A 22,403-nucleotide genomic window follows, 5' to 3' on the forward strand; every position below is an offset into this window, starting at 1 on the left:
GGAGGTGCCTGTGCGACGATCCTTAGCACGGAAAGTCTCGTTGACGGCGGTGCTCGCCGCGGTCGCCACGATCGGGGCGACCGCCCCGGCGACGTCCTCGCCCGCACCACCCCATGCTCCGCCCCCCAAGTCGCCGGTGGCGGTGGGCTACGGAGGGGCGGTCTCCAGCGTCGACCCGGACGCCTCGGCCGCCGGGATCGAGGTGCTCCGCAAGGGCGGCAACGCGGTGGACGCCGCGGTGGCGACGGCGGCCGCGCTGGGCGTGAGCGAACCGTACTCGTCGGGTATCGGGGGCGGCGGCTACTTCGTCCACTATGACGCCCGGAAGCACACCGTGCGGACCATCGACGGCCGGGAGACCGCGCCGCGAAGCGCGGACTCCTCGCTGTTCCTGGAGGACGGCAAGCCGATCGCCTTCGACGAGGTCGTCACCAGCGGGCTGGGCGTGGGTGCCCCCGGCACTCCGGCCACCTGGGCCGCCGCGCTCGACGCCTGGGGCAGCAAGTCGTTGCGGGAGGTGCTGAAACCGGCCGTACGGCTCGCCAGGGACGGCTTCGTCGTCGACGGCACGTTCCGCTCGCAGACCGAGGCGAATCAGGACAGGTTCGCGGACTTCCCGGCGAGCCGGAAGCTCTTCCTGCCGGGCGGCCGACTGCCCGTGGTCGGCTCCGTCTTCAAGAACCCCGATCTGGCGCGCACCTACGAGCTGATGGGCCGCAAGGGCGTCGGCGAGCTGTACCGGGGCGAGGTGGCCGGCGACATCGTACGCACCGTGCGCAAGCCGCCGGTGGACCCGGGCGCGGACCGGGTCGTGCGTCCCGGCGACCTCACCGCCGAGGACCTGCGTTTCTACCGCGTGCTGCGCAGGGATCCGACGAAGGTCCGCTACCGCGGACTGGACGTGTACGGCATGGCGCCCTCCTCCTCCGGCGGCACGACCGTGGGCGAGGCGCTCAACATCCTTGAGCACACGGACCTTTCGAAGGCGACCGAGAAGCAGTACCTGCACCGCTTCATCGAGGCGAGCCGGATCGCGTTCGCGGACCGGGGGCGGTGGGTCGGCGACCCTGCGTTCGAGGACGTACCGACGCGGGAACTGCTGCGGCAGCGCTTCGCGGACTCGCGGGCCTGCCTGATCAGGGACGACGCGGTGCTGACCAGCCCGCTCGCTCCGGCGGACCCGAGGCGCCCGTCGTCCGGTTGCCGGACCGGCGGGCCGGCGGCCCCGACGACGTACGAGGGCGAGAACACCACGCATCTGACGACGGCCGACAAGTGGGGCAACGTCGTCGCCTATACCCTCACGATCGAGCAGACGGGTGGCAGCGGCATCACCGTCCCGGGGCGCGGCTTCCTCCTCAACAACGAGTTGACGGACTTCTCGTTCGCGCCCGCCGACCCGGCGGTCCACGACCCCAACCTGCCCGGTCCGGGCAAGCGGCCCCGGTCGTCCATGTCGCCGACGATCGTGCTGAAGAACGGCAGGCCGGTGCTGGCCCTGGGCTCGCCGGGCGGCGCCACGATCATCACGACCGTGCTGCAGTCGCTCATCGGCACCGTCGACCGCGGGCTGCCGCTCGTCGACGCCATCGCGGCACCGCGCGCCAGCCAGCGCAACGCGGCGACGACGGAAATCGAACCGGCGCTCTGGAACAGCCCGGTGCGGGCCCGACTGGAGGCTCTGGGGCACGCCTTCAAGTCCACCTCGGAACTCGGAGCGGCGACGGGCGTGCAACGCCTCCCGGACGGCCGTTGGCTGGCGGCTGCGGAGAAGGTGCGCAGGGGCGGCGGGTCGGCCATGGTCGTCCAGCCGTCCGGAAGGCCATGACGGTTCGTCAATAAGCTTTCTGATGAGGCTGGTTCGTCATCAAGCGACTCCGGTGACGGACCAGCCGCAGCGCTCTTGAGGCGGATACGGCTTCGGGTCCGTCTTTGGCGCGTCCCCGCACCGGCCCTTCCGGCCCGCCGGAGAGGGCCGGTTGCGAGGACGCGCGCGACGGGTGGAGCGGCAGGCTGCGGCCGTCGAGCCGTCGAGCCGTCGAGTGGTCGGGCGGGCATCGTGAGCGGCGGTCACAACGCGGTCAGGACACGTGGCCCGTCGTCGGTGATGGCCACGGTGTGCTCGGCGTGTGCCGCGCGGGAGCCGTCGGACGTACGCAACGTCCAGCCGTCCCGGTCCGGGTAGTACCCGTCCGTCCCGCCACCGGTCAGCATCGGCTCGATCGCCAGCACCATCCCGTGCCGCAACAGCATGCCGCGGCCCGGCCGCCCCTCGTTGGGAACGGCCGGGTCCTCGTGCATGGACCGCCCCACACCGTGGCCGCCGAACCCGTCCGGAATGCCGTAACCGGCTTTGCGGCACACCGTGCCGATCGCATGCGCGATGTCCCCGATCCGGTTGCCGACGACCGCCGCCGAGATCCCCGCATCCAGGGCTGCGAACGCCGTGTCGATCAGCCGCGTGTCCTCGGGCCGGGCGCGCCCGACGGTGAAGCTGATCGCGGAATCGCCCGCCCAGCCTTTGAGCGTGGCACCCGCGTCGATACTGACGAGGTCGCCGTCACGTAGCCGACGGCCGGTCGGGATGCCGTGCACGATCGCGTCGTTCACCGACGCGCAGATCACGGCGGGGAACGGGACCGGCGCGAAGTGCGGACGATAGTTCAGGAACGGCGACCCGGCGCCCGCCTCGTGGAGCACTTCCCGGGCTACCGCGTCCAGTTCGAGCAACGAGACGCCGACCGCGGCCTCCTTTCGTACGGCCGCCAGCATGTGGGCGACGACCAGGCCGGTCTCGCGCATGGCTTCGATGGATGTGTCTGTCTTGAGCTGCACCATTCCAATTACTATACCGGTCCGGGCGGTATTAGAATGACGGCATGGTGCGAAACCCCCTGACTCCGGAGGAACGCCGGCGCGGCGAACGGCTTGGCACGCTGCTGCGCGAGGCGCGCGGCGGACGCAGCATGGTCGAGATCGCGGCGCGCGCCGGGATCTCCGCCGAGACCTTGCGCAAGATCGAAACGGGACGGGCGCCGACGCCCGCCTTCTTCACCGTCGCCGCGCTGGCCGGAGCGCTCGGACTCTCGATGGACGATCTGCTCGCCCGGTGCGCCCCGGAACCCGATGCGGTACCACTGGCCGGGTAGCCGATTCATGGTGGGGCGGTGCGTGGGGCGGTGCGCCGGCGGCTGCTGGGCGCATCCGGGCGCGCAGCCTGCCTCGCCCCTCGCCCCTCGCGTCGCGGGAGGGATTCTCTGCGAGAGGGGGGGCCGGGATCGCCGCCAGGCCGGCGCGGCTCTCGTGATCGCGTACGAGGGCGACGTGCCCGTGCTGGTTCGTGACGGCGGCCATGCGTCGTGTCGGCCGGGGAGCCGGTCCCGTTGGAGCGAAGCCGACCGCACTTCCGGGATCGCGTTCGGTCGGGCAGCCGGGCAGCCGGGCAGCCGGGCAGCCGGGCAGCCGGGCAGACCGCCGGGCCGGGGACCGGTGAGTGGTAGCCGCTACGGCCGTTGCGGTCGCGGCGGTCGCCGTGCTCGTGCCGGCCCCGTTTCTTCCGGCTTCGGCAGTGGCTGCGCGGAGGTCGAGAGGCGGTCCCTTCCGGCTACCGCATCTCCGCCTCTTCGGGCGGCGGTCCGGGGGCGGGCCGCAGCCCCGGATCCTCGCCCGGTGCCGGATAGAACCGGCGGGCCCAGCGCCGGAACGGGCCGATCGGGCCGTCCCCGTGGGCGAGCCCGGGCGGTTGCCGGTACTGCTTGTGGTGCCAGATCGGGAAGTCGGCGGCGGTGAATTCGCAGCTGGACCGGAAGATGGCGCGGTCCAGCAGCCGGGCGGCGGTGCGACTTGCCACGCGTGCGAGCGGTGCCGGGAGCCGGGCCGGCTCCGAGAAGGCGACGCGGTTCTGCTGTCGGAACTGCATGCGGTTGGGGGCGATGGCGGTCGGCATCACCATCGTGCACATCCGCAGTCCGATCCGGGGCGTGTACACATCGGCGTGCAGGCAGCCGAGACCGTAACCGTCCACCTCCACCTCGACGACGAAGTCCCCCAGCACCGGTGCCGACTCGTGGGCCCGCATCGATACATGGAACGTGGCGTCGTCGTATATGACCGGGCCGCCCATCTCGGCCTTCTTCCAGCCGTGCAGGGTGGCGAAATGGCCGACATCCACCGAGTTCTCGATGACCTCCTGGGCGTTCCCGGCCAGTTCCCAGGCGGCACTGCGAGCGGGCCGGTGTCCGATCCGGTGCCACTCGGGGATGGACCAGTCCGGGGCCCGGCCGTCGTGGTGTCGCCACACGAAGACGGCGCCGTTGACCTCGTGCACCGACAACTGGGCCAGGGGCGACTTCGGCGGCCTGGTGTCGTAGCCCGTCCGCACGCACGTGCCGTCCGGCCCGAACGCGAAGTGGTGGAAGGGGCACACCAGATCGTCGCCCTCGACCTCCGCCAGGCCGAGATGGGCACCGAGGTGCGGGCAGTACGGCCGGATGGCGCGGAGCGCTCCCGAACCGAGCCGGTACAGCACCACGTCCTGCCCCGCGAGCGGGCGGGTGAGCACGGTGCCCGGCCGCAGTTCGTCGGAGAACGCCAGCGCGGACCAGCCGCTCGGGTAGGGGAGAGCGGGTGTGTCCGCGGCACAGGCCGGGGTCGGTCCTTCGCTGATGCCGCCTTCGTATGCGCGTGACAGTCCCACGACGTCCCCTTTCAAGGCTGTTCGTCTGGAGGCTGCCCAGACCGTTCCGAGATCCTCGCGAGGCCGTCCACATCACCCGATCGGGAAGGGCCGAACAGGACGGTTCGAGTGGCGGGTTGACGGTCGGGGGCCGCCCGATCGCCCTTGCGCCGCCCGGCATGGGGCCAGGGCGCCGTCGGGCGTCTGAGCGTGAAACGCACGGCGACGGCGCGGACTTCGGCGAAGGGCGGCCGTCCGGCGGCCTGCTTCGCGGAGTCCGCGGACCCGCCGGGGTGCGGCGCCGTCGGCGGGTGCTGGGCGCCGAATCCGGGCGAGGACGGCGGCCGTGGTGGGACTTTGCCGGTGGCCGCGAGGCGAGCGGCGAATCGTGCTGGGGCCCCGTCCGCCGTTGCGAAGGGAGCGGCGAGCCGTCGGTCCCCGCCCCTGCGGCGCATCGATCGAACGGGTGAGCGGGTGGGGTGTGGACCGCACGGGTGTGAAACGTGATCGACTCCGCCGGTTCACGGCAATGGTCTTGCCCCGCTGTGTGGCGGGGCCTACGTTCTCCTCTACGCCCGCGTCTACGGGCGTAGAAACGCGTTGAGGCTCTCTGACGCCGTGTCGAAGGAGCAGCTCATGTCCCAAGTCGTACGCGCCGCCCTCGTCCAGGCGACCTGGACCGGCGACACCGAATCCATGATCGCCAAGCATGAGGAGCACGCGCGCGAGGCCGCCCGCCGGGGCGCGCGGATCATCGGCTTCCAGGAGGTGTTCAACGCCCCCTACTTCTGCCAGGTGCAGGAACCCGAGCACTACCGCTGGGCCGAGCCGGTCCCCGACGGTCCGACGGTCCGGCGCATGCGGGACCTCGCCCGGGAGACCGGCATGGTGATCGTGGTGCCGGTCTTCGAGGTCGAGCAGTCCGGCTTCTACTACAACACCGCCGCCGTCATCGACGCCGACGGCTCCTATCTCGGCAAGTACCGCAAGCACCACATCCCGCAGGTCAAGGGGTTCTGGGAGAAGTACTACTTCAAGCCCGGGAACGCCGGATGGCCGGTCTTCGACACCGCCGTCGGCAAGGTCGGCGTCTACATCTGCTACGACCGGCACTTCCCCGAAGGATGGCGTCAACTCGGGCTCAGCGGAGCCAAGTTGGTGTACAATCCGTCCGCCACGTCGCGCGGCCTCTCCGCCTACCTGTGGCAGTTGGAACAGCCCGCCGCCGCCGTCGCCAACGAGTACTTCATCGCCGCGATCAACCGCGTGGGCCAGGAGGAGTACGGGGACAACGACTTCTACGGCAGCAGCTACTTCGTCGATCCGCGCGGTCAGTTCGTCGGCGACGTCGCCTCCGACAGGGAGGAGGAACTCGTCGTGCGCGACCTCGACTTCGGTCTCATCGACGAGGTCCGGCAGCAGTGGGCGTTCTACCGGGACCGCCGTCCCGATGCCTACGAGGGACTGGTCGAGCCGTGAGCAGCCTGCACCAGCGCCATCTCGCCGTCAGTCCCGGCTGGCTGACGCTCTACTACAAGGATCCGCTGGAGCTCACCCACGGCGAGGGCCGGCACGTCTGGGGCGCCGACGGCAGGCGCTACCTCGACTTCTTCGGCGGCATCCTCACCACCATGACGGCCCACGCGCTGCCCGAGGTGACCAAGGCGGTCGCCGAGCAGGCGGGCAGGATCATCCATTCCTCCACGCTGTACCTCAACCGCCCGATGGTCGAACTGGCCGAGCGCGTCGCCACACTCTCCGGCATCCCGGACGCCCGGGTCTTCTTCACCACGTCGGGAACCGAGGCGAACGACACCGCGCTGCTGCTCGCCACCGCGTACCGCCGGTCGAACCAGATCCTCGCGATGCGCAACAGCTACCACGGCAGATCGTTCTCCGCCGTCTCCATCACTGGCAACAGGGCCTGGTCGCCCACGAGTCTGTCCCCGTTGCAGACGTTGTACGTGCACGGCGGTGTCCGCACACGGGGGCCCTACGCACACCTGGGCGACGCCGAGTTCACCGCGGCCTGTGTCGCCGATCTGGAGGACCTGCTCGGCCACACCCGCACACCCGCCGCCCTGATCGCCGAACCGATCCAGGGCGTCGGCGGGTTCACCTCACCGCCGGACGGACTGTACGCGGCGTTCCGCCGGGTCCTCGACCGGCACGGAGTCCTCTGGATCTCCGACGAGGTGCAGACCGGCTGGGGCCGCACCGGCAAGCACTTCTGGGGCTGGCAGGCGCACGGCGAGAACGGGCCGCCGGACATTCTCACGTTCGCGAAGGGCATCGGCAACGGCATGTCGATCGGCGGTGTCGTGGCCCGCGCCGAGGTCATGAACTGCCTCGACGCCAACTCCATTTCCACCTTCGGCGGTTCCCCGGTCACGATGGCGGCCGGTCTCGCCAACCTCTCCTACCTTCTGGAACACGATCTGCAGGGCAATGCCCGGCGCGTCGGCGGACTGCTGATGGAGCGGCTGCGCGCGGTCGGCGCCGCCTGCGCGAGCGTACGGGAGGTGCGCGGCCGGGGGCTGATGGCCGGCATCGAGCTGGTGAAGCCGGGCACGGAGGAGGCGAATCCGGAGGCGGCCACAGCTGTACTGGAAGCGGCCCGGGACGGTGGCCTGCTCATCGGCAAGGGCGGTGGCCACGACACCAGCGTGCTGCGGATCGCCCCGCCGCTCTCGCTGACCGTCCGGGAGGCGGAGGAGGGCGCGGAGATCCTGGGCGCCGCCCTTCGAACGGTGGGTTGAGAGCGGCGGGTCGAGAGCGGGCGCAGGAGAGAGGCGGAACGAGCCGCCCGCGGCTCCGGAGCACCGCCGACGGCCGGTGAGGGGGCGGTGCCGGGGGGAGCGGCCGGGCCCCGGCCGGCACCGCGCGTTCCCGCCCCCGCCGGGGCCCCGTCCGTACACGCCCGGCCGGGCGGGTGTTGGCCGTCGGGGGCACGGGTTCCGTGCACGGGCGGACCGCTCCCGATGGGCGGGCGCGCGGGCGGGAACGCTCCACCCGGGCAGGTGTCGGTGGAGTGTGCCCCCGCGCGGCGGGCAGCGGCCAAGCCGCCCGGCTGGGACCGGACGGGCGCGGCGGCTTCCGGGCGGGGCGGGGCGTGCCGCCGGGGCTGTGGGCCGGTGGAGTGCCGGGCCGCGGAAACGGAAACGTCTTCGGCGGTTGATCGCAGCGGTATTGCCACAGTGGGTAACCCGCTTCTACGTTCTTCACCACGCACTTGTCTACGTGCGTAGACCCGTTCCGCCACAGTGAGGAGGGGTACATGAGACGCACCGTCATCCACGGCGGCCTCGCCGTCACCGCGTCCGACGAAATCCATGCCGGCGTACTCATCGAGGACGGCCGCATCGCCGCGCTCACGGCGCACGACAGCGCGGCCACCGGGAGTTGGAGCACCGACCGGAGAATCGACGCCACCGGCAGGGGCCGGGGTGTGGCCCCGGCCCCTGCCGGTGGTGGCGTGGTCGATGGTCGGCGTGAAGGGAATTCTGGGAAATGACTCGGACTCTGATTTCCGGCGGCCTCGTGATCACGTCTGCCGAGGAGATGCGTGCGGACGTGCTGATCGAGCACGGCCGGGTGGTTGCTCTGGCGGCGCCGGGAACCCAGCAATGGACCGCGGACCGTGTGATCGACGCTTCGCAGAAGTATGTGATCCCGGGCGGGGTCGATGCGCACACGCATATGGAGCTGCCGTTCGGCGGCACGTTCGCCTCGGACACGTTCGAGACGGGGACGCGTGCTGCGGCGTGGGGCGGGACGACGACGATCGTCGATTTCGCGGTGCAGTCGAAGGGCGAGGCGCTTCGGGCCGGCCTGGATGCCTGGCATCAGAAGGCGGACGGGAAATGCGCGGTCGACTACGCGTTCCACATGATCATGTCCGACGTGAACGAGTCGACGCTCAAGGAGATGCCGAGGTTGGTCGAGCTCGGTGTTTCCTCGTTCAAACTGTTTATGGCCTATCCGGGGGTCTTCTACTCGGACGACGGGCAGATCCTGCGGGCGATGCAGGTGGCCGGCGACACGGGCGGGCTGACCATGATGCACGCGGAGAACGGCATCGCGATCGACGTCCTGGTGGAGCAGGCCCTGGCCCACGGTGAGACCGACCCCCGTTACCACGGGGAGGTGCGCAAGGCGCTGTTGGAGGCGGAGGCGACGCACCGGGCGATCCAGCTCGCCCGGGTCGCCGGGGCACCCCTGTACGTCGTGCACGTCTCCGCCGAGGAGGCGGTCGCCGAGCTGGCCGCCGCCCGCGACATGGGGCTGCCGGTCTTTGGTGAGACCTGCCCCCAGTACCTCTTCCTCTCCACCGACAATCTCGCGGAGCCGGATTTCGAGGGCGCCAAGTACGTCTGCTCCACCCCGCTCCGCCCGAAGGAGCATCAGGAGGCGCTGTGGCGCGGCCTGCGGACGAACGATCTCCAAGTGGTCTCCACCGACCACTGCCCGTTCTGCTTCGCCGGCCAGAAGGAGCTGGGCCGGGGCGACTTCTCGAAGATCCCCAACGGCCTCCCGGGGGTGGAGAATCGCATGGACCTGCTGCACCAGGCCGTCGTGGACGGGCACATCTCGCGCCGCCGCTGGATCGAGATCGCCTGCGCGACCCCGGCCCGCATGTTCGGCCTCTACCCGCAGAAGGGCACGATCGCGCCGGGCGCGGACGCGGACGTCGTGATCTACGACCCGCACGCGACGCAGACCCTGTCGGCCGGGACCCACCACATGAACGTCGACTACTCGGCGTACGAGGGGAAGACGGTCACCGGTCGGGTCGAGACGGTGCTGTCACGCGGGGAGGTCGTGATCGATCAGAGGGAGTACGTGGGCCACGCAGGCCACGGCACGTTTGTGCCCCGTGCCACCTGCCAGTACCTGGGCTGACCCCACCCGGACCTGACCACACCGACTTGAACTTGGAGGTCCCCAGTGGACTTCGGACTCGTCCTCCAGACCGATCCGCCCGCCTCGCAGGTCGTCGAGCTGATGCGCCGGGCGGAGCGCAACGGCTTCCGCTACGGCTGGACCTTCGACTCCGCCGTGCTGTGGCAGGAACCGTTCGTCATCTACAGCCAGATCCTCGAACACACCACGAAACTCCATGTCGGCCCCATGGTCACCAACCCCGGGACGCGGACATGGGAGGTCACCGCCTCCACCTTCGCCACCCTCAACGACATGTATGGCAACCGGACCGTCTGCGGCATCGGCCGCGGCGACTCCGCCATGCGCGTCGCCGGCCGCAAGCCCAACACCCTCGCGCGGCTCGGCGAGGCCATCGAGGTCATCCGCGACCTCGCCGAGGGACGCGAGGCGGTGGTGGACGGCAACCCGATCCGCATCCCGTGGATCAAGGACGGGAGGCTGCCGGTGTGGATGGCGGCGTACGGGCCGAAGGCGCTGGCCCTCGCCGGCCAGAAGGCCGATGGCTTCATCCTCCAGCTCGCCGACCCCTTCCTCACCGAATGGATGGTCAAGGCCGTCCGCCAGGCCGCCACGGAGGCCGGTCGCGACCCCGACGCCCTCACCATCTGCGTCGCCGCCCCGGCGTACGTGACCTCCGACGACTCGCCCGGGGCCCTCGCCCATGCCCGAGACCAGTGCCGCTGGTTCGGCGGGATGGTCGGCAATCACGTCGCCGACCTCGTCGCCAAGTACGGCGAGCACTCCGCCATGGTCCCCGACGAACTGACCGCGTACATCAAGAACCGCCACGGCTACGACTACTCCCACCACGGCCGTGCCGGGAACCCGTCCACCGACTTCGTTCCCGACGAGATCGTCGACCGCTTCTGCCTCCTCGGCCCCGCCGAGGCCCACATCGAAAAACTCCGCCACCTCAAGGACCTGGGCGTCGACCAGTTCGCCGTCTACAACATGCACGACGACCGCGAGGGCACCATCGACGCCTACGGTTCCACGATCATCCCGTCGTTCGGCTGACCGTCGCCGCAGAAGTGTGGGGGCGGCCCGGCTGGGCCGCCTGCGGAGTCGGCCCAGCCGGACGTTGCACGCCACCCGCCGCCGTGCTCGGCCCACTGCCGGCCCGGGTGGGGCCTCGGGTTGAGCGGGCCGAGCCCGTCCACGCGGAAGACGACGTCCGGCCACCGTTCTCGGGGATGACCTCGCCGTCATCGTCGTCAATCCCACGCGGACGCACCGGTGCGGCCATGCCCGCATATCCGCTGGTCTTACGGACGGCGTCATAGCAGTATCTCCACAAGAAGCAGGCAGAGCACTCTTTTTGACGTGGAACGGCACCGAAGGAACGCATGGACACCGGATTCGACAACACGGCCTGGCGCTACGGACCGCTGGCGACCCTGTTCTACGAGCTCGACAAGCCGGTCGGCACCTCGTTCGGAGACGTCGAGTTCTACGCCGACCGCCTTCGGAACGTGTCCGGCCCCGTCCTGGAACCCGCCGTGGGCACCGGCAGAATCCTGATCCCCCTGCTCGAACAGGGACTTGCCGTGCACGGCTACGACACCTCGACCGTCATGCTGGAACAGTGCCGCACCAACTGTGCGCAGCGAGGTTTGAAGGCCGACGTGTTCGAGGGCGACATGACCACACACCACGACCCCGCAGCCTTCGAAGCGATCGTGATCCCCACTGGTTCCTTCGCCCTGCTTCCCGACCATGACAGCGCGCGGACCGCGCTCACCGCCATGCACGACAACCTGACTCCGGCAGGCCGGCTGATCGTCGACATCGAACCGCCGTCCGCGGGCACGACTCCCGACACCGGACTGGTCCGCCACCACTGGAACGGCAGCGATCTACTCACCCTCACCACCTGGCGCACGCACGCAGACCCGGTAGCCCAGCGCACCACCCGCTGGCTCCGCTACGAAGCCTGGAAGGACGGCACGCTGACGCGCACCGAGCTTCAAGTCTTCTCCCTGCTGTGGTTCGGGTTGGCCGAGTTCACAGCCATGCTGCACCAGGCGGGCTTCACCGATGTCACCGTCCACGGCGGCTACCGGGCAGGCACCGCGCCAACAGCCGCAGACAACGTGTGGACCTTCGAGGCCACCCGCGCCTAGCGCGCCGCCTGCCCTCGCCGTCCAGCCGCCCGGGCAGACATCGCCGGTCACGGCACCAGTCCTCGCAGACCTGCTTCAGCTTTTCGTTCCCGGCCGACGGCCTGATCCCGTTCCCGGCACCGCTCGCGGTCTACGGCTGGGCGGTCGGGCCGGTCTCGTCGCCGGTCCTGTACGTGGTGCTCAGCGGGCGGCCCGGCGTCACAGGGGCACCGTCGAACGGATCGGCAGCGCGTTGATGTCGTAGGTCTTGCCCGGCGGCGGCGTGGCCGCGGGCACCGGCACGCCGAAGGCCGAGAGGTCCGCGACCGCGTGCGCCCGCCGGCCCTCTTCCTCCACCGTGATCCGCAGCGGGTACGGCCGGCCGGTGGCGGCGACGTACATCGTCAGCGTCCGGCTGTCCCGGAGCCTGGTCAGCGGGACCACCGGGGCCCCGTCGAGCGTGGTGCGCCTGCCCTTGTTCAGCGTTCCGCGGTCGTTCTCCGCGTTGTCCACGACCAGCCGCCGCAGACGGCCCAGATCGCACGCGTGCGCCACACCGCGCAGCCTCGGGTCGTTGGCCGAGCCCCGCACATAACGCCCCTTGAGGATCGCGGCGTACGCCGGGCCACCGTTCGGCACCTGGTTCTTCCAGAAGGCCGCGTCGGGCTTGACCCACACGTCGTCGCCGCGCTTCACGATCCGGACCGAACCCTGCCCGCCGCCGAGGTCCACCGAACCGTCGCAGTTGCCGTTCCGGTCCATGGCGAGGTCCAGTTCCACCGAAGGGTCGTGGCCGCCGAGATCGCCACGCGCACGGAAGTGCAGGGAGCGGACGCCGAGCAGCGCGTCACGGGAGCGGTCGGCGATCTGCTGGGCGGAGAGCGTGTCGATGCCGTTGTCCGCCCGGGCCGTGCCGCCTCCGAAGACGCCCCCGCCCGTGAACGCCGTCACCGCCACCAGGACCGCGGCCAGGGCGGTCCGGCGTGTGCCGGTGCGTCGGGTGGTGATCACGGCGCCTCCCTCCACCGACCCCTCGGGGCCCGTTCAGGTGTGCGGTCCGATCGATCCGAGCGTACGACGGCGCGGCGCGCGGTGCGCGACGGCGCATGCCCGCCCGGGAAGCGCGGCCCGGCGCGAGCGCCGTACGCGGTCCGCGCGCGGACCGGCGGCCCCGGCCCGGAGACCGGTCGTACGGGACATCGCGCGCCGCTCGGCGAGGGCCGAGTGGCGCGTGCTCCACGGCCCCGGCGAGGGCCGCCCACGCCGAACGGTTGAGCGGACCGTCCAGAACTGGTTACCCTCCGGTAAGCGCGTTCGGGTGCGGGCGCGGCGCGCACCCGCGGAAACGAGGAAGGCGGGCGGCCCATGTCCTCAACGGAAGCCGTGACATCCACCGGACGGACTCACCCGATCGGGCTGACCGAGAGCGTGCGGGAGCTGACCGAGGGCCGTACCACCTCGACCCGGCTGGTGTCCGAGGCCCTGGCCCGCATCGAGGCGAGCCGGGACACCCTCAACGCCTTCCGGCAACTGCGCGCCGAGGCCGCGCTCGCCGAAGCCGCCGACGCCGATCGCCGGCTCGCCGCGGGGGAGCGGCTGCCGCTGCTCGGAGTCCCGGTCGCCGTCAAGGACGACACCGACGTGGCCGGGATGCCCACGTACTTCGGCTGCGGCGGCGATCTGCCGTCCGCCCCCGCCGACAGCGAGGCCGTGCGCCGACTGCGGGCCGCCGGTGCCGTCATCGTCGGGAAGACCAACTCCTGCGAACTCGGCCAGTGGCCGTTCACCGAGGGCGCCGCCTTCGGCGCCACCCGCAACCCGTGGAACACCGGGCACACACCCGGCGGCTCGTCCGGCGGATCCGCCGCCGCCGTCGCCGCCGGACTGGTGCCCGCGGCCCTCGGGTCGGACGGCGCAGGCTCCGTACGGATCCCCGCGGCCTGGACCCACCTCGTCGGCATCAAACCGCAGCGCGGCCGGATCTCCGTGCACCCGCACAGCGACGCCTTCCAGGGACTCACCGTCAACGGACCGCTGGCCAGGACCGTCGCGGACGCCGCCCTGCTGCTCGACGCGGTCGCCGGATCCCATCCGGACGACCCGCACCGCCCGCCCGCCGTCGAGGCGTCGGACGCCGCCCGCCGCGATCCGGGCCGGCTGCGTATCGCCCTGGCCTGGCGCCCCCCGCTCACCCTCACCCGCGCCGATCCCCACCCCGACGTACGCCGGGCCGTCACCGTCCTGGCCGAGACGCTGGCCCTCCTCGGCCACGACGTCGAGGAGGCCCGGCCCCGATACGGACTGATCGGTCTCGGCTTCGTGCCCCGTGCCACCGCCGGCATCGCCGAACTCGCCGCCCGCCACCCGGACCCCGCCCTCCTCGACCCCCGCACCCGCAGCGCGCTGCACACCGGGACCCGGCTCGGCGGCCGGGTGGTGCGCGCGGCCAGGGGACGGGAGGTCCACCAGCACCGCAGGATCGGCGCGTTCTTCCGCACACCCGGCGCGGCCACCGGATACGACGTGCTGCTCACCCCGACGACCGCCCTGCCCCCGCCCCCGATCGGCAGGTTCGACGGGCTGAGCGCCTGGCGCACCGACATGGCGATGGCCGAGGCGTGCCCGTACGCCTGGCCCTGGAACGTCCTGGGATGGCCGGGCGTCAACGTACCGGCCGGGTTCACCGCCGACGGACTTCCGGTCGGCGCCCAGTTGCTCGGCCCCTCCCGCAGCGAGGAGCGGCTGATCTCGCTCGCCGCCCAACTGGAGGCCGAACGCCGCTGGTACGAGTTCCGGCCGCCTGTCGCCGCGCCGGCCGAGGACGGCCGGTGACCCTCCCGCGTCCCTCACGGCGGGCCCCGTTCGGCCACGGCCGGTCGGCCCGCCGGCCACGGCGCCACCCGACCGGACCACCGGGCACGGACCAGGTGATCCGGCCCAGCGGGCAGGCCCGCCGCCGAGCGGCGCTCGCCGGGAACGCCCCTGCCGTTTCCCGCCCCTGGAACACGCCCCTTGCCGCCCCCGGTGCACGCCCCCGCACGGCACCCGCGGGACCTCCGCCGAACGGCAGACACCGGTCACGTCCGTCGCCCGTCCGCGCGCACCGTTCCCGCACCCCGGGGGGAACCGTGCACGTTCGCACCGGAGCGCCGCAGGCAGGACGATGGAGGGGACCGGAGTGGATGGGTGGTGACCAGTATGGCGTCCGCGGGTCCGCAGTCCGCGCCCGGAGCCGAACCGCCGCAGCCCGGCTTCCTCAACGCCCTCCACGCCGCCTTCGACACCGCGAACGACGCGACGGCGGTGGTCTGCGGAACCGGGGCGGTCGTCGGCTGGACACAGAGCGCACAGGACCTCCTGGGATACCGCGCCGCCGAGGTGGTCGGGCGCCCCGCCGCGCTCCTGCTCGCGATGCCCGAGGACCCGGTGCGTGTCGCGGGCATCGCCGAACGGTGCCGCGCCGGTGTCGGATGGACCGGGGTCGGCGACGTGCGGCGGCGCGACGGGCAGTCGATCGAGGTGGATCTGCGGGTCTCCGCCTCCTTCCGGCTGGACGGCCGGGAGACGTTCCTGGTCTCTGCCCGGGAACGGAGGGCGGAATGGGCGGTGGGGCAGTCCGTGCTGGACGCCTTTCTGACCAACTCGCCGATCGGCGTGGCGGTGCTGAACCCGGATCTGCGCTGCGTGTGGTTGAACGACACCCTGGAGCGGATCGGCGGCGTCCCGCGCGAGCAGCGCCTGGGCCGGCGGATGAGCGACGTGCTCCCGGGACTGGAGGCGGAAGCCATCGAGACCCTGATGTGCAGGGTGCTGGACACCAACGTCCCCGTCATCGACTACGAGTACCGGGGCTGGAGCTGGGCCGACCCGCACCGCCAGCGCGCGTACTCCACCTCGTTCTTCCCCCTGACCGACGGTGACGGCAACGTCACCGGCATCTGCTACATGGTCATGGACGTCACCGACCGGTGGAAGGCGCAGCAGCGTCTCGCCCTGGTCAACGACGCCGGAGCCAGCATCGGCAGCACCCTGGACGTCATGCGCACCGCCCAGGAACTGGCCGACTTCGCGGTGCCGAGGTTCGCCGACCTGGTCCTCGTCGACCTGCTGGAACCGGTCGCCTCCCCCGGCGAACCGGGGCTGTGGCCGGGCGAGCCGGGACAGGCGTCCACGGGGCTCTCCGCCCCATCGTTCCCGGGCAAGGGGGCCGCCCGCACGAGCGGCGACGCGTCGTCCCGGCCGAGGATGCGGCGCGCGGCCATGAGTTCGGTGCGGGAGGGCGTCCCGGAGGCGGTCTGCCGGATCGGGGATCCGGTGGACTTCGTGCCGCCGCCGTACGACGCGAGGTTCCTCGCCGACGGCGAACCCGTCCTGATCCCGGTCCTCGGATCCCTCAGCCACCTGATGACCATCGAGCAGCCCGAGCGCGCGAATCGCATCCGCGAGTTCGGGCTCCACTCCCTCATCGCGGTGCCCATGCGGGCCCGGGACACGATCCTCGGGCTGACCACCTTCGTACGCTCGGTGAACCTGGTCCCCTTCGAACCCGACGATGTGCTGCCCGCCCGCGAACTGGTGGCGCGCGCGGCGATGAGCGTCGACAACGCCCGGCGCTACACCCGCGAGCACGCCGCGGCGCTGACCCTGCAGCGCAGCCTGCTCCCGCACACCCTCCCCGGAGGGATGGCCCTGGAGGTGGCGTCCGCCTACCTCCCGGCGGATGCCAAGGACGGCGTCGGGGGAGACTGGTTCGACGTGATCCCGCTCTCCGGCGCCCGGGTCGCCCTGGTCGTCGGCGATGTCGTTGGGCACGGCATAGGCGCCGCCGCCACCATGGGCAGGCTCCGCACCGCGGTCCACACCCTCGCCGACATGGACCTGTCGCCCGACGAGCTCCTGGCCCACCTCGACGATCTGGTGCTCCGCCTGAGCGAGGCGGAGGCCGAGGGCGGCACGACCGTGCTCGGCGCCTCCTGCCTGTACGCGATCTACGACCCGGTCACCCAACGCTGCACCCTGGCCCGGGCGGGCCACCCTCCCCCCGCCGTCGTCTCCCCGGACGGGCGCGTCGGCTTCCCCGAACTGCCCCCCGGGCCGCCACTGGGGCTGGGCGGCCTGCCCTTCGAGACCGCGGAGATCGAGCTGCCGGAAGGCAGCCTCATCGCCCTTTACACCGACGGGCTCATCGAGGGCAGGGACCGGGACCCCGAACTCGGCATGTCCCGCCTCGGCGCTGCCCTGGCCCAGCGGGGACTTCCCCTCGACGCGCTGTGCGATTCGGTCGTCGAGCAACTGCTCCCCGTCCCGCAGCCCGACGACGTGGCCCTGCTGCTCGCCCGCACCCACGAGCTGAACACCGCTCACGTCGTCTCGTGGGAGGCGCCCTCCGATCCCGCGGCCGTCGCCGACGTCCGGGCGCGCACCGCCCGCGTCCTGCGCAGCTGGGGCCTGGAGGAGCTGCAGATGACGACCGAGCTGATCGTGAGCGAACTGGTCACCAACGCCCTGAGACACGCCACCGGTCCGATCCGGCTGCGGTTGCTGCGCCAAGCCGTCCTGATCTGCGAGGTCTCGGACACCAGCAGCACCTCTCCGCGGCTGCGGCACGCCAGGACCACCGACGAGGGCGGTCGCGGCCTCTTCCTGGTCGCCCAGCTGACCCGCCGCTGGGGCACCCGCTACACAGCCGAGGGAAAGGTCATCTGGACCGAGCAGGAGCTTCCGGGAGCCGGGGCCTGACCCCGCCCCCGATCACGGTCGCGGCCAGAACCCGCACGTCTCGGTCCGGCGTCGTGCGGGTTTTGGCCGGGACGTGCTCCTCGACCGGAGGGGGCGGGCCGGGCCCGGTCGCGGGTGCCGCCCGCGGATGGGCGTGGCCAGGTGGCTGCGCGGCCGGTGAGTATAGTCCCGTGCATGATCTCCTTCTTCCCCCCATGTGATCAGTTCGTGCGCCGTGCGCGCCCATGTGCGCACGGTGTCGCGTCCGGCGCCCGAATATCCGACCGGGGCTGGTGAAGGAATGCCGAAGGAGATTCCGAAGCGGGAGCCGGATTCCGGCTCCGTTTCCTTTTCTGGTGCCGCCTCCGGCTCCGTGGGCGCGGCCACGCGCCGGAAGTGGCGCTGGGACTGGCCGCTGCTGCTGGTGTCCGCGGTTTCGGCGCTGGCGGTCGGACTGTCCTCGCCCCCCGGCACCGCGCAGGAGGCGTGGGGCGTGGCCGCCGCGGTCGGCTACGGCTGCGCCGCCGTCGTCGCGCTGTTCTCGGCGCCCTGGTCCCGGGTGCCCGCGGTCGTCGCCACCGCCGGATCGGTCGTCGCCCCCCTGCTGTACCTCACCGTCGGCGGCAAGGCGCAGATGGAGGTTGGAGTCGTCGAGCGGGCGGCCGACCTGCTGTTCTCCACCGGGACCGCCTACAACGGCACACCGCACGTCGTACCGGACTTCAACCCCTACCTTCCCGGAATGGCGCTCTTCGGCATCCCCCACATGCTGTTCGGCGACACCCCGTTCACCAGCGCCCGGCTCTGGTTCGCGATCGGCTTCCTGGCGGCCGTGATCGGTGCGGTACGGGTGCTGGTCAAGGGGCGCGGTACCGGGGACGGCCGGGGTGGCACGGCCGTCCCCTCCGCCGTGACGGGTGTGTTCTGGCTGGTCGCCTGCCCCGTCGTCGCGCTGCCGCTGACCATCGGGGGCGTGGACCCGCCGGTCATCGGGCTCATCTGCCTGGCCCTGGCCTATGCGGACCGCCGCAACGACCTGGGCGCCGGTCTGGCGCTCGGCGCGGCCGCCGCGCTCAAGTGGACCGCCTGGCCGGCGATCCCGGTGGTCGTCGCCCTGTTCGCGGTGTGCTGCGGCAGGCGTGCCGCCGTCAGGAGCGCGGTGCTCGCCGTCGGGATCGCCGTGCTGTGCACCGTTCCCGTGGCCCTGGCGGACACCGACGCCTTCTACCAGAACGTGGTCCTCTACCCGCTGGGTCTGGGCGCGGCGGCGTCGACCGCGCAGAGTCCGCTGCTCGGGCACCTGATCGTGACCCTGGTGCCGCACGGGCAGACGGTCACGGTGGTGCTCATAGCCCTGAGCGCCCTGGGCGTGGGTGTGTCACTGCTGGTCCGCCCGCCGCGGAACCCCGTCGCGGCCGCGGACAGGCTGGCGCTGGGACTGCTCTTCGCGATCGTGCTGTCCCCGGCCACCCGCATCGGCTATGCCATCTTCCCCGTCGTCCTCTTCGCCTGGCCCCGGTTCGCGGCCCGTCTGTCGACGGAGCGGCCCGCGGAGTTTGAGGAGGCGGCGTCGGGGACGCGGCCCGGTGCCGGCGCGGCCCGGTCCCGTGTGCCGCAGCAGCCTGAGGGCGAGCGGGCTCTGACGGGCACCAGCGACCTGTAGCGAGTCGGCCCCGTCGGCGGGGCCCTCACCGGCACCGCCTCGCGCGCCGCACGCCATGTGCGGCCCGCGAGGCGTCGCCGGGGCCGTCACGGCACCCGGGCGGTCCATTCGGCCGTGCCGAACTTGGTGCGCACGAGCTCCTCGGCCCTGGCCATCTCCTCCGGCGAGACCTTGCCGGGGGCGAGGCCGTAGCGCCTGCGGAAGGACTCGATCATGTTGTCGATGACGGTCGTGCGGGGGAGGCCGGTCTGCCGGCGGAGGGGGTCGACGCGCTTCTTGGCGCTCTTGGTGCCCTTGTCGGACATCTTCTCCTTGCCGATGCGCAGGACCTCGAGCATCTTGTCGGCGTCGATGTCGTAGGACATGGTCACGTGGTGCAGCACGGCACCGGCCCCGCCACCGGGGCCCACGATGCGCTTCTGCGCCGCACCGGCGATCTTCCCGACCTCGGTGGCGATGTCGTTCAGCGGCTGGTACCAGGCCTTGATGCCCATGTCGCCGAGCGCCCCGAGCACCCAGTCGTCGAGATAGGCGTAGCTGTCGGCGAAGGACAGGCCGGAGACCAGGGAGTCCGGGACGGACAGCGAGTACGTGATGGTGTTGCCCGGCTCGACGAACATCGCACCGCCGCCGGATACCCGCCGGACCACCGTGACGCCGTGCCGTTCCGCACCGGTCGGGTCGACCTCGTTGCGCAGGGACTGGAAGCTCCCGATGATCACGGCGGGCGAGGCCCATTCCCAGACCCGGAGCGTCGGCGGGCGGTGGCCTGCGGCCACCTCGGCGGTGATGACCTCGTCGAGCGCCATGTGGAGGGCGGGGGACTGCGGGCCCTCGTGGATGAGCTGCCAGTCGTAGTCGCTCCACTCGGTGGCCTGCGCGAGGGCCCGCCGTACGGCGATGGCGACGCCCTCGGAGGTGAGGCCCAGCATCACCGTCGAGGCCGGCAGGGCCGCGTCGATCCGCGCGGTGAGACCGGCGGTGTCCGTATGGGCCGGAGTGCCCTCCAGCGCCGCGTCGATCGCCAGGATCGCCTCGTCCGGCTCCAGGAAGAAGTCCCCGGCCACCCGTACGTTCCGCAACGCCCCGCCCTCGACGTCCAGATCGACGACGACGAGCTTGCCGCCGGGGACCTTGTACTCACCGTGCACAGCCATGCCTCCAGAACCGGCGGACTTCTGCGTACGCGGACTCCCGCGTACGCGGGCGCCGACCCGCACGACGCCATCGCGGTGGAGTCTAATCCGCGCGGGGTGCGACCCGGACGGCCGCTCGGCGCCATGAGCGGGCGCGGGGCCCGGCCGAGTTCCGCCGGGGGCTCGGCCGGCCGGCCACGTGGCTGCGGTGCGCTCCCGCCGCGTTCCGGCACGGCCGCGACGCGGCTTCGACGTGGTCCCGGTACGGCCTCGGTGCGGTCCCGGCGCGGTTCCGCACGGGGAGGGGTCTCACATGGCCGAGGGGGCCTACGCGGGCAGGGGAGTGCGGGTCTGTTCGACGAGCAGGGCGGTGACGTCGCTGATCCGGCCTTCGCGGGCGTGAGCGGCCCGCTGGCGATGGGCCCCGCTGCCGCAGCGGAGCAGCCGGTCGGCCAGGCCGGTGACGACGGTCGTGTCGCCGCAGGCGTCCAGTCCGGGCAGCGCGGCCTTCACCATGCGCTCGAACAGGGCACGGGCGGGCGTGAGGGCACCGGTGGCGGTGTCCACGCCGTGGCCCTCCAGACCGTCATGGGCGGCCCGCCACAGGGCGAGCCGGAGGACCCGGTCGGGCACCTCGGCCGCGGGGCGGTCCTCCGCGACGGCCTGGAGGGCGGCGGTGGCCAGTCCCCGGACGAGGAGGGCGAGCAGCAGAGCCTCCTCGGCGGTGGCGGCCACGTCGGCGACGCGTATCTCCAGGGTGGGCAGGCGGGGGGCGGGCCGGATGAACCAGTACACCATTCCCACATCGAGGGCGGCTCCGCAGTTCAGTAACGCGTCGACGGCGCGGTGGTAGTCGTCGGGTGTGCGGTACAGCGGTGGGGGAGCGGCGGAGGGGAGGCGGGACCAGAGGACGTTGCGCCAACTGGCGTGGCCGGTGTCCCGCCCTTGATAGAAAGGGGAGTTGGCGCTCATCGCCAGCAGAGTGGGCAGGTGCGGGCGCAGGTGGTTGGAGACGGCGAGGGCGGTGGGCAGGTCGGGCATGCCGATGTGGACGTGGCATCCGCACACGGTGTGGGACTCCACCAGGCCGCCGAACCGGTCGCTGATGCGCCGGTAGCGGGGCTTGTCGACCAGCGGCAGCGGTACGGGGGTGTCGTACGGGGCGCAGCCGACGGCGACGAGGCCGAGTCCGTGCCGTTCCGCGGCCTCGGCCAGGGCCCGCCGAGCCGCCGCCAGATGACGGTGGGCCTGGTCGGCGAAGTGACAGACCGGAGTGGCGGCCTCCAGTTGGAACCGGGTGATCTCCTCGGTCAGCGTGCCGGCGGCCGGGGCGGCGGTACGCAGGACGAGCGGCGCCTGTGCCGCCGGACGGCTCGTCTCCGGGTGCAGCAGGAGAAACTCCTCCTCGATGCCGAAGGTGAGCGGGGCGTCGTCGTGCGCGTTCGGCGGGTTGGTGCGACCGTGTGCCATATGCGACTCCGTTTCTGCGGGGCGGAGCTGCTTCCTCGCATCAGAAAGCTGGTGTCGACGTGACCGGTCCGGGCGAGGAACCGCCCCGCGGCCCGGATCACGTTGGTGAGGGCGCGTGCTGACGGTGCGTCGGAGAAGGTGGGGCCGGGTCAGGGTTGCATGTTCGCGCCGGGCTGGCCAGGCCGCCTCCTGAGCGGGCATGTGCCGCTGGACCTTGCGGCGGAGGCGTGTCCCGCGGGCGGGAAATGAGGCATGTCCTGCGGGCAGGAAAAAAGGGTCCGGGGCCGTGTGACGGGGGTGTGTCACACGGCCCCGGACCGGGACTGGGGGGAAGGGGTGGGGGTGTCAGCCCTTGCGTGTCTTGATCTCGTCGGTGAGCTGGGGCAGGACCTGGAAGAGGTCGCCGACGACGCCGTAGTCGACGAGGTCGAAGATCGGGGCTTCGGGGTCCTTGTTGACCGCGACGATGGTCTTGGAGGTCTGCATGCCCGCCCGGTGCTGGATCGCTCCGGAGATGCCCGAGGCGATGTACAGCTGCGGGGAGACGGACTTGCCGGTCTGCCCGACCTGCGCGGAGTGCGGGTACCAGCCCGCGTCGATCGCGGCACGCGACGCACCGACCGCCGCACCGAGACTGTCCGCGAGCGCCTCGATCACCGCGAAGTTCTCCGCACCGTTCACCCCGCGCCCGCCGG

At 71.9% G+C, this 22,403-nt stretch carries 17 protein-coding genes and 1 pseudogene; 11 read left to right on the top strand and 7 right to left on the bottom strand.

Features of this window, described 5'->3' with window-relative positions:
• Positions 1 to 10: 10 nt before the first annotated feature.
• Positions 11 to 1,828 (top strand): gamma-glutamyltransferase, encoded by a 1,818-nt coding sequence (ggt, locus tag ACIHCL_RS32955; protein WP_399867803.1) that lies wholly within the window; start codon positions 11 to 13, stop codon positions 1,826 to 1,828.
• Positions 1,829 to 2,070: 242 nt separating this feature from the next.
• On the opposite strand, the gene map is transcribed toward ggt, so the two are convergent.
• Positions 2,071 to 2,838, bottom strand: a complete 768-nt coding sequence (gene map / locus ACIHCL_RS32960; RefSeq protein ID WP_399867805.1) for a type I methionyl aminopeptidase — start codon at positions 2,836 to 2,838, stop codon at positions 2,071 to 2,073.
• A 41-nt stretch (positions 2,839 to 2,879) separates the two neighbouring features.
• On the opposite strand from map, the gene ACIHCL_RS32965 reads away from it, so the two are divergent.
• Complete coding sequence (locus tag ACIHCL_RS32965; RefSeq protein ID WP_399867807.1) at positions 2,880 to 3,149, top strand: helix-turn-helix domain-containing protein; 270 nt, start codon at positions 2,880 to 2,882, stop codon at positions 3,147 to 3,149.
• Positions 3,150 to 3,604: 455 nt separating this feature from the next.
• Here ACIHCL_RS32965 and ACIHCL_RS32970 read toward each other — a convergent pair whose 3' ends face one another.
• Positions 3,605 to 4,696, bottom strand: a complete 1,092-nt coding sequence (locus ACIHCL_RS32970) for a Rieske 2Fe-2S domain-containing protein (RefSeq protein WP_399867809.1) — start codon at positions 4,694 to 4,696, stop codon at positions 3,605 to 3,607.
• Positions 4,697 to 5,311: 615 nt separating this feature from the next.
• Here ACIHCL_RS32970 and ACIHCL_RS32975 point away from each other — a divergent pair.
• The 5 genes from ACIHCL_RS32975 (at position 5,312) to ACIHCL_RS32995 (ending at position 10,636) form a co-directional block, all read left to right on the top strand.
• On the top strand, positions 5,312 to 6,154 hold the full coding sequence (locus ACIHCL_RS32975; protein ID WP_399867811.1) for a nitrilase-related carbon-nitrogen hydrolase: 843 nt from the start codon (positions 5,312 to 5,314) through the stop codon (positions 6,152 to 6,154).
• Complete coding sequence (locus ACIHCL_RS32980; protein ID WP_399867813.1) at positions 6,151 to 7,434, top strand: aspartate aminotransferase family protein; 1,284 nt, start codon at positions 6,151 to 6,153, stop codon at positions 7,432 to 7,434. The genes ACIHCL_RS32975 and ACIHCL_RS32980 overlap by 4 nt, the downstream gene beginning before the upstream one ends.
• 518 nt (positions 7,435 to 7,952) lie before the next feature.
• A complete protein-coding gene (locus ACIHCL_RS32985; RefSeq protein ID WP_399867814.1) occupies positions 7,953 to 8,189 on the top strand; it encodes a hypothetical protein in 237 nt (78 codons plus the stop codon).
• Positions 8,186 to 9,577 (top strand): dihydropyrimidinase, encoded by a 1,392-nt coding sequence (hydA, locus tag ACIHCL_RS32990; protein ID WP_399867815.1) that lies wholly within the window; start codon positions 8,186 to 8,188, stop codon positions 9,575 to 9,577. The genes ACIHCL_RS32985 and hydA overlap by 4 nt, the downstream gene beginning before the upstream one ends.
• 45 nt (positions 9,578 to 9,622) lie before the next feature.
• Positions 9,623 to 10,636, top strand: a complete 1,014-nt coding sequence (locus ACIHCL_RS32995; RefSeq protein WP_399867817.1) for a TIGR03842 family LLM class F420-dependent oxidoreductase — start codon at positions 9,623 to 9,625, stop codon at positions 10,634 to 10,636.
• Between the two features lie 77 nt (positions 10,637 to 10,713).
• On the opposite strand, the pseudogene ACIHCL_RS33000 reads toward ACIHCL_RS32995, so the two are convergent.
• Positions 10,714 to 10,826 (bottom strand): annotated as a pseudogene (locus ACIHCL_RS33000) (IS630 family transposase); the annotation flags it as partial.
• Between the two features lie 139 nt (positions 10,827 to 10,965).
• Between ACIHCL_RS33000 and ACIHCL_RS33005 the strand changes: the two are divergent.
• Positions 10,966 to 11,742, top strand: a complete 777-nt coding sequence (locus ACIHCL_RS33005) for a class I SAM-dependent methyltransferase (RefSeq protein ID WP_399867818.1) — start codon at positions 10,966 to 10,968, stop codon at positions 11,740 to 11,742.
• A 198-nt stretch (positions 11,743 to 11,940) separates the two neighbouring features.
• Here ACIHCL_RS33005 and ACIHCL_RS33010 read toward each other — a convergent pair whose 3' ends face one another.
• Positions 11,941 to 12,729, bottom strand: a complete 789-nt coding sequence (locus tag ACIHCL_RS33010; RefSeq protein ID WP_399867829.1) for a hypothetical protein — start codon at positions 12,727 to 12,729, stop codon at positions 11,941 to 11,943.
• A 357-nt stretch (positions 12,730 to 13,086) separates the two neighbouring features.
• Between ACIHCL_RS33010 and ACIHCL_RS33015 the strand changes: the two genes are divergently transcribed.
• The 3 genes from ACIHCL_RS33015 to ACIHCL_RS33025 all read left to right on the top strand — a co-directional run bounded on the left by ACIHCL_RS33015 (position 13,087) and on the right by ACIHCL_RS33025 (position 19,102).
• A complete protein-coding gene (locus ACIHCL_RS33015) occupies positions 13,087 to 14,553 on the top strand; it encodes an amidase (RefSeq protein WP_399867820.1) in 1,467 nt (488 codons plus the stop codon).
• Positions 14,554 to 14,919: 366 nt separating this feature from the next.
• Positions 14,920 to 17,460: a SpoIIE family protein phosphatase gene (locus tag ACIHCL_RS33020; protein WP_399867822.1), complete on the top strand. Its 2,541-nt coding sequence runs from the start codon at positions 14,920 to 14,922 to the stop codon at positions 17,458 to 17,460.
• A 352-nt stretch (positions 17,461 to 17,812) separates the two neighbouring features.
• Positions 17,813 to 19,102: a glycosyltransferase 87 family protein gene (locus tag ACIHCL_RS33025; protein WP_399867824.1), complete on the top strand. Its 1,290-nt coding sequence runs from the start codon at positions 17,813 to 17,815 to the stop codon at positions 19,100 to 19,102.
• Positions 19,103 to 19,188: 86 nt separating this feature from the next.
• Here ACIHCL_RS33025 and ACIHCL_RS33030 read toward each other — a convergent pair whose 3' ends face one another.
• The 3 genes from ACIHCL_RS33030 to ACIHCL_RS33040 all read right to left on the bottom strand — a co-directional run.
• Positions 19,189 to 20,253 carry a biotin/lipoate A/B protein ligase family protein gene (locus ACIHCL_RS33030; RefSeq protein WP_399867831.1) on the bottom strand — a complete coding sequence of 355 codons (1,065 nt, stop codon included), beginning with the start codon at positions 20,251 to 20,253 and terminating at the stop codon, positions 19,189 to 19,191.
• A 312-nt stretch (positions 20,254 to 20,565) separates the two neighbouring features.
• Complete coding sequence (locus ACIHCL_RS33035; RefSeq protein WP_399867825.1) at positions 20,566 to 21,708, bottom strand: glutamate--cysteine ligase; 1,143 nt, start codon at positions 21,706 to 21,708, stop codon at positions 20,566 to 20,568.
• Positions 21,709 to 22,053: 345 nt separating this feature from the next.
• Positions 22,054 to 22,403, bottom strand: a 350-nt coding sequence (locus tag ACIHCL_RS33040; protein WP_399867827.1) for an electron transfer flavoprotein subunit alpha/FixB family protein, incomplete at its 5' end; no start/stop codon positions are given.

The organism is Streptomyces sp. NPDC052042, from assembly GCF_044548345.1.
Taxonomy (GTDB): domain Bacteria; phylum Actinomycetota; class Actinomycetes; order Streptomycetales; family Streptomycetaceae; genus Streptomyces.

What these genes read in the sequence shown, in the direction of transcription:
- map (WP_399867805.1), bottom strand. Translation starts at nt 2,838, where the DNA reads ATGGTGCAGCTCAAGACAGACACATCCATCGAAGCCATGCGCGAGACC.
- ACIHCL_RS32965 (WP_399867807.1), top strand. Translation starts at nt 2,880, where the DNA reads ATGGTGCGAAACCCCCTGACTCCGGAGGAACGCCGGCGCGGCGAACGG.
- ACIHCL_RS32975 (WP_399867811.1), top strand. Translation starts at nt 5,312, where the DNA reads ATGTCCCAAGTCGTACGCGCCGCCCTCGTCCAGGCGACCTGGACCGGC.
- ACIHCL_RS32985 (WP_399867814.1), top strand. Translation starts at nt 7,953, where the DNA reads ATGAGACGCACCGTCATCCACGGCGGCCTCGCCGTCACCGCGTCCGAC.
- hydA (WP_399867815.1), top strand. Translation starts at nt 8,186, where the DNA reads ATGACTCGGACTCTGATTTCCGGCGGCCTCGTGATCACGTCTGCCGAG.
- ACIHCL_RS33005 (WP_399867818.1), top strand. Translation starts at nt 10,966, where the DNA reads ATGGACACCGGATTCGACAACACGGCCTGGCGCTACGGACCGCTGGCG.
- ACIHCL_RS33015 (WP_399867820.1), top strand. Translation starts at nt 13,087, where the DNA reads ATGTCCTCAACGGAAGCCGTGACATCCACCGGACGGACTCACCCGATC.
- ACIHCL_RS33020 (WP_399867822.1), top strand. Translation starts at nt 14,920, where the DNA reads ATGGCGTCCGCGGGTCCGCAGTCCGCGCCCGGAGCCGAACCGCCGCAG.
- ACIHCL_RS33035 (WP_399867825.1), bottom strand. Translation starts at nt 21,708, where the DNA reads ATGGCACACGGTCGCACCAACCCGCCGAACGCGCACGACGACGCCCCG.